General features: G+C 47.3%; 2 protein-coding genes. Both read right to left on the minus strand.

Annotation, left to right across the window (positions count from 1 at the left end; translation table 11 throughout):
- Positions 1-763: MuF-C-terminal domain-containing protein (locus BN2628_RS04790; protein ID WP_257606392.1), on the minus strand; the 763-nt coding region annotated here is incomplete at its 3' end.
- Positions 764-876: 113 nt separating this feature from the next.
- A partial coding sequence (locus BN2628_RS17495; RefSeq protein WP_155007618.1) for an LPD3 domain-containing protein occupies positions 877-2742 on the minus strand: 1866 nt, incomplete at its 5' end.

Raw genomic sequence — 2742 nt, forward strand, 5'->3', positions numbered from 1 at the left:
ATAAACCCGGGGTATCTGCTCCCGAGGAAGCTTGATTGGAGGAGATAACGTTACGACCGGCTTTTTCGCTTCGCTCTGCCTCGATATGGTAGCGGGGGATGTCTCTTGCGTCCTGCCCGGTATCGCCTCCTGTATCCTGATGATTTAGACCTTCAACTGTTGGATTTTCGAATGAATTAACTATCTTTGTCACATCATCCAAGTCGAGATATTCCACGTCAGCGAGATTCGTTCGCTGTTGGTTTATCAAAGCTTGGATTTTTTCTTTATCAAGATATAGCGCTTTGCCCTGACTTATCCAATTAAGCCATTCAGTATTATTCTTGTTAAAAATTCCTCTTACTGAAGAAACTTCAACACCACCACGCTTTTGATTAAAAAACACACCAACAACAAACTGCTTGCCGTCTCTATTAAGTCCGACAATCACATTTTCAGATTTAGCTTTGTCACCATAGGCAAATACAGCGATAGGATTTTGCAATGCTTTTGGTAGATTGCGAACATCTGCAATATCAAATTGATGATTTCGTTGGGCCACTTTCTCAGCTAGTCTTGTAGCTGAAAGTTCTATATTTGCATCGGGAAATCCTGCGCTACGTAAAATCGCCCCGGGCTTACCGATTTGGTATATGTGCCCCTTGGGCAAGGTGCCGTCTATCTGTTGTTGTAATTCTTCGTTGAATTGGGAATTGACTTTTCCGATGCGACTCTCTTCGACCTTGTCCATACGGCAGGCTCCCTGCTCTCCGATGAACATCATCTGAATGGAAGTTTTATCGGCTAATTCTGTAAGAGGCTCTCCGTTCTCATCCGTCACCTTCGTGAAGTCATCCAATAGTTTCTCGCCATTACCGTAGGATTTCTCAACTCCTTTTAGTAAATTTGCAATATAATAGAGTTGTTGGTACTGGGGTAGGCGGTATTTCCGCTGGCCAATGTTCCTGCCAGCAACTCTATTTTTGTGGCCTCGTAAGAGTGAGGTGTCTTCGGCTCATCATTAAATAGATTTTCCTTCAACGTGGTTTTCACCCTGTAAACTTGGCCGTCAATATTCACAGAGCCATACAACACATGTATTGTCACGTCGGGGTTGATGCCGTTCTCAGGATTCCTTTTTCCGTCCTTTTTGATATAGTCAGGGTGTCGCTCTGCGTCAATGCTCGCACGCAACACGTCAGGCAATACTCTCAACACTGACAGATGAACATCCTTACTCTCGCTCTTGTCTATCGCTGATTGTGACAGGTATTTGTCTATTGCCCTATTACTTATCCTTATCTCGCCCTTACCGCCTGTTTCATCGTCAGAGTAAGTCCGCGTGATATTCTCCTTGGCCCACTTCTTGGCAGCGTCAAAGCCCTTGAAGCCATGCTCCCTCACGCCCTGCACTATCTCCAACACCTTGCGACCCAATTCCCAGTCACCGAACCTCTCCTTAAACGCACGTGTCCGCACCTGCACCCATTGTCTTTCAGATAGGTTGGTAGGTTTCCCGTTCGGGGCTTTCATGAATGTGCCGTCGGCTTTGGCCCGTTCTACGATGCGACTCTCTTCAGTTGTCATACGGCTGCCGGTGAGGTCGGTACCTCGTACCAGGTCTTTCAACGGCATGTGTACAAAGTCCTCTATCGTGACCCTTTCGGCTTCGGCTTTCGTCCACGGTGACAGCGTGTCCTTGAGCCACCACCAGTAATCCTTCAGCCAGTTCTTTAACCGCTCGCGAAGTGTGACTGCCTTGGCTACTTCTATGGCGTTGCCGTCCCGGTTGCGGGATACGATGTCTTCCAACAGACGGGCTCCGTCTTTGCCGGTAAGGCGGGAATGCACTTCACCGGCTATTTCGTCGTCGGTCGTCAGGTCTGCATAGGCGGGGTCGGCTTTCACCTGCTCCCACAGGGGGACTTGCTTCATCAGCTCTACGCCCCTGAGCCACAGCTCGGGATTGATATTTTGGCAGGCTGTGTCCCATAGGTGGGTGTACTCGTGAAGCGGGGTCTCGGGGTTTAACGCACTGCCGTTGAGGTATAGCTTGCCCCCTGCGGTGGCGCCGTAGATTATGTTATCTCCGTCTGCTTGTAGTTTGGGGGGCAGCTCGTTCACCTCCTGGCGCTGTGACAGTCTGGTTGTGTCTTTATACTCGCCGCTGTAAAGGGTATCTTTTAATGATTCAAGGATTTCGACTAAGGGTTTTCCGTCACTTTTATTGATGTTTTGTCTCGGATAAAAGAATTCTACAACGTGTCCTTTCCCGTTATTATTCAATCCTTTGTTCTTATAATTTGAAATCACTATGCTGATGCCTTCCGCTTCTTTGTGTGAGTCGAAATTAGAAACGGATGCATTATGATTGCTTATACGAAGGGTAAATTTCATGCCATTCGAGGCTTCCAATGTCCCATAATGGCTGCTTTCGTGTCGTCTCAAGCCCAATGCTCGTGCAATATCTGTTATAAAGCCTTTGGTATTATTGTTACGTTTTGAATAAACGTCTTTTGCTGTTTCAAGATTTTTGAGTATTTTTGCCCTCACATCATCGGGAATGACTGTGGCTTTATTGCCGAAACCCTTCGCGGTTCTCTGCATCGTAGCGGTTCCTGATGATGTTTCAGCATCGGAAACAACAGTGCCTTTGAAAGAGGATTCATCCTCCGGTAGTACGGTTTCGGGTGCTTTCTTTTTACCCAATAGTGTAACATCTCCCCTCTTCGCCAACTGCTGCATCTCTTCTCCGGTGAGTAT

Origin of the sequence: Gabonia massiliensis, assembly GCF_001403595.1 — a bacterium.
GTDB classification, from domain to species: Bacteria; Bacteroidota; Bacteroidia; order Bacteroidales; family Coprobacteraceae; genus Coprobacter; species Coprobacter secundus.